The 4,531-nt window shown below is 39.3% G+C and carries 3 protein-coding genes; 1 reads left to right on the top strand and 2 read right to left on the bottom strand.

The annotated features are described in order from the left end of the window. Positions 1-73: 73 nt before the first annotated feature. Entirely contained in the window at positions 74-748 is a 675-nt protein-coding gene (locus E1176_RS05455) for a DUF6989 domain-containing protein (protein ID WP_155209558.1), read from the bottom strand. Positions 749-755: 7 nt separating this feature from the next. Further along, entirely contained in the window at positions 756-2,036 is a 1,281-nt protein-coding gene (locus tag E1176_RS05450) for an oxygenase MpaB family protein (RefSeq protein ID WP_155209557.1), read from the bottom strand. Positions 2,037-2,235: 199 nt separating this feature from the next. Here E1176_RS05450 and E1176_RS05445 point away from each other — a divergent pair, with 199 nt between their 5' ends. Beyond that, positions 2,236-4,497: a tetratricopeptide repeat protein gene (locus E1176_RS05445; RefSeq protein WP_155209556.1), complete on the top strand. Its 2,262-nt coding sequence runs from the start codon at positions 2,236-2,238 to the stop codon at positions 4,495-4,497. Positions 4,498-4,531 lie beyond the last annotated feature (34 nt).

The raw sequence follows: 4,531 nt of genomic DNA, 5'->3' as shown, positions 1-4,531 counted from the left end.
GAAATGATTAGTTTGCCTCTCTCAATCAATTAATAATCATAGCCACATTTATTAGTAAATAATTACCATTGCTTTATTGCGCTACCATAAATGACAGCATTGCGCTTACATAAATCCATAGGCCTGCGATAGAACCTAGCGCAAAAGTCTTCTTTAACGGATGGTGTTCAGAATAAGCGATAAGCAGAGGTAAGGCAAGAGAGATCAACCCCTCACACAATATCACATATATTGGTGCATTAAAAATCATGGCAGCATTGTCGTTATACCACCACCAGTTTGCGCCTTTTGCAAGGTGCTCATAAAGCGGTATGTACATGGCACCTGCTATACATAAAATAATTGAAGCCTTAAATACATTGTATTTATTGGTTAGTAATACTCCAATAAAGCTTAATTGTAGCAGCACATTTGACCATGCAAAAGGCATGTAGGCTGGTGAGCTCCAGATCATTGGTTCATCTTGTGGATAGACGAGACTATTGATCGTATCTACCAAATAGTGGTCTGCAAACAACTCTAATATGCCTGCTATTGTACCAAATATTACTAAGCGCTGTACCAGGGGATTTTTTAAGTAAAGCGCGTAAAACCAATAAAACGCATATAGCGCGTAAGTAATGATACTGGCAGAAATTGAACCTGCCTGCAAATAAGAGCTTGCCGCAGACCAGGCTATTAAAACTCCTGATGAAATGAGAATTACGATTGTGGTACGCTTATTAAGCCCTTCGATAGTAGAAGTCATAGACAATTTATTTAATAGTTTCGGTTTTCTTTTGCCACGTAAGACGGTTTCCTAGAAGATTGGGTGTAATTGTTTTATAATCACTCCAATCATCTATCAAATTCCACTCTTTTTGTAATGAGGGTGGTATTGTAAAATGCACTGACTTTCCCCCATTGAAGTGGTAGATCATTCCTTGCAAGAGCATGCGATTAAAAACAGGTGTAATTTTTCTAATTATAGAAATATGTTCCAGATGGCTTATCTGACCGATCAAATATCTGGTCATTGCCAGAATAACTTTATCTTTCTTCTCTTCTTTACTATTTACCCCTATACAGGATATAAGGTCTACACCAGATGATTTTGAGAAATCTTCCAGGAAATAACTCATCATATAACCCGGAATATCGTCAAAGGCATTGCCAGGTATCACATAGCTCAAAAATTTGATGCAAGATGCGGTAAGCTCTTTTCCCGCCTGAGATGGTGCTGCCTGGTGGCTCAATATTTTAGTGGCCAAAGCAAAACCCTGGTCATAAGTATCTGGTAAGAGCTCTTCTTGTATCCCCATCATATGCCCGACTACTTTCCAGCAGTGCATATAGGCATTTTGTTCACTTTCAGAAAGCTCGATATTCAAGTTTTTCAGTCCTGATAAAATTACCGGACCAAAAGACATGAGCGTTCCTGCTAAATCTTCCTGGTTGATGGGTTGACCAAGACGCTCTGTATCCCACTCATCTTTTTGTTGCTTGAGATAGTGCCTTATGCTGGCGTGAATAAGCCTCACCTTTTGCATGGTAATTACACCTGCCCCATCTGGTGAAAGACCCCCTTCACTCATGACATTCATTATCATCTGGGCTGTCTCCATCAAACGCCTGGCAAGCGGATCGATGTCATTGTTATGTACAACTAATCTACCTGTAGTATAGAGCACCTCTGCCCCTTTTGCACAGGTATAGCACATCGGCAGAGAACTCACATTTAGTAGCATGAAAATCTCAGGGCCGTAGGCGTTAAATACTGCCTCTCCCTGCTTTATAAGGGCGGAATCATACCACTCTGGCAATTTGGCAGAAGCTATAAAGTATTGATTTAGAATCTCTTGTAGCTCTTCATCAAAGTCATTGAAAGACTCACCTTTAAAGCTGTCATTTCTCATTAAGGTCATGAATATGCGACCCACCTCCTTAGCATGCCCTGACTCAATAATGGCATTTACCGTGTCGTCTGCCAAAGGGTCGGTTTTTGTTCGTAAGCTTTCAAGAAAATCTTCAGTGATGATATCTAAATCAAATGACATGCGTTGCTTTATAAGTGATTGAGCTATAGATAAGAGGTCTCATAACACTTACTATAGCCGATATAAAGTCCCTAATTTATGTTAATCGCTTATTAATACAAGCAGCAAACTAAAATTTTAATTAACAGGAAGGTATAACAGCCACTATTTAAAAACCTTAGCTCGTTTTTGGTTAACTTCGAGCCGACATTTTTCATCCATGAATAGAATCATCACAACAGTATCCTTTCTATGTTTGCTGGCTACTGGATTGCACGCACAAACCACCTATCTGGACAGCCTTAAAAATCAACTTAACTCAAATAAAGCCTACGATACCACCCGCGTGGTGATCTTACTAGACCTTGCTTTTGCACAGCGTAACTCTATCCCAGACTCTACCATTTATTACGCACAGGAGGCGTTGGCATTATCAAAAGAGTTAAAATTTCCTTCGGGCCATGCTCAGGCTATGCGCAACATTGCTTTGGGTTATGTAAAAAAAGGAAACTATGATACCGCCCTGTATCTATCACGTAAGGCATTAAAAATCGCTGTAGAAAATAATCTTTTAGAAAGGCAGGCAGATGTATACAATACCTTAGGCTCAATCCATTATTACAAAGGAAACTATGACTCTTCTGCACTGGCATTTGAGGAAACAGCCATTATTTACGATTCTGTAAACCGACCTATCGATGTCGCGGGTGCCCGCTCAAACATCGGAACCATTTATGAAATAAAGGGCGATTACCCCAGAGCTCTTGAAAACTACCAAAAAGCACTATTGGTTTTTGAAGAACTTGGTAATGATCATGGCATCGCTACCGTAAGTCATAATATGGCGAGTATATTTTCGGAAGAAGGCGAAAACGAAAAGGCATTGGAGTATTACAAAAGAACTGCCAAAATAGACAGTGCAAATAATGACCTCCGAGGCTTTGCAACCACCAAAGCAAGTATAGCTTCGATTCAATTTGCGCTTGGAGACACGACCCAATCTCTAAATAGCTACTTTCAATCACTTGCTTTGTTTAATGAAGCTCAGGCCGAGTGCCGGGTAACCATACCTATGAGCAATATTGGCGATATCTACCTCATCCAGGACAAACTAGATTCTGCCTATAGTTTTCTCTCCCGAGCATATTCCATTGCTACAAATTGTAACGATCCACAAGACATAAGCAAGATTGCCATCGATTTGGGCAAATACTTTATGGCTATAAATAACAATGATGAGGCCATAAAATACTTTAGAGTTAGTTTCGAAAAAGCCGATGAAGAAAGCCTACTCAGTATAAAAGCTACTGCTGCAGGGTTTCTCTATGAAATATATAAAGAGAGAGATAATACCAGGCGAGCCTTATATTATCTGGAGATTGAAAAGAACATTAATGAAGAAATCAGAAACTCTGACAAGAGTAGAGAAATTGCTCAGCTAGAGGCTACTTATAACCTGGAAAAGGAAAAGCAGGCTTTCGCTTACAGTCAGCAGATTAAAGACTTACAGTTTCAGGAAGATTTGGAGCAAGAAAAAATGAAGCAACGCCTATTAATGATTACAGCGTTTGTTTTTATTGTTCTGTCATTGGTGAGCCTATGGCTTTTTATTCTCACGATTAGATCCAACAAAAAACTCGATGCAGGAAACAAGGAAATAACCTTGCAGAATGCTCAGATTATAGAGCAAAATGAGGAAATAAAAATACAGCGCGACCAGCTGGAAGAGCGAGGCCAACTTGTAGAGCAACAGAGGCTTGATTTAATAGCTGCCAATAAGGAATTAAAGGACTTAAATGAAGAAAAAAACACGATTATAGGCATCGTGGCCCATGATCTAAAAAGCCCAATAAATCAAATTCTAGGTTTATTAGAGCTTATAAAAATGCAGGTTTCTGATCCTCCTGAAGACGTAAAGCAGTATATGGACCTGATAAAAACTTCTTCAACCCGGTCGCTGGCCATGATCGATCAAATTCTTGATGTTAATGCCATTGAAAACCGGGACTTGCAACTTAATCTCAGCGAAGTAAACCTAAAAGAATTACTAAAGAGTCAAGAAGAACAATTCGACCAGGTGGCAACAAAGAAGAGCATATCCCTGAATTTTGAAACTGACATAAATCAGACTACGGTAAAAACAGACAAAATCCTATTAGGTGAAATCATGGATAATCTGATTTCTAATGCCTTAAAATTTTCACAGGCAAATAAACAAGTGGATGTTATCCTTGGCGAAAGAAACAACACGATCTATATAGCGGTAAAAGACCAGGGGCCTGGAATAAGCACTGATGATCAACAGGTTATGTTCAACAAATATCAAAAGTTAACAGCGAGTCCAACAGCAAATGAGCCTTCCTCCGGCCTGGGCTTGGCAATAGTAAAGCGCTATATCGATGCATTAGGCTATAAACTCAAGTGCGAAAGCAAACTTGATGAGGGTACGGTGTTTACGGTTGAGATACCAAAAAATAAGTAAAACGAACATTTATGAAAAAGTTAGTTTCCCTGAT

It is taken from the genome of Fulvivirga aurantia (assembly GCF_009711475.1).
GTDB classification, from domain to species: Bacteria; Bacteroidota; Bacteroidia; order Cytophagales; family Cyclobacteriaceae; genus Fulvivirga; species Fulvivirga aurantia.
The sequence above is the reverse complement of the archived record's forward strand: the minus strand, read 5'-3'. Positions and strand labels throughout refer to the sequence as shown.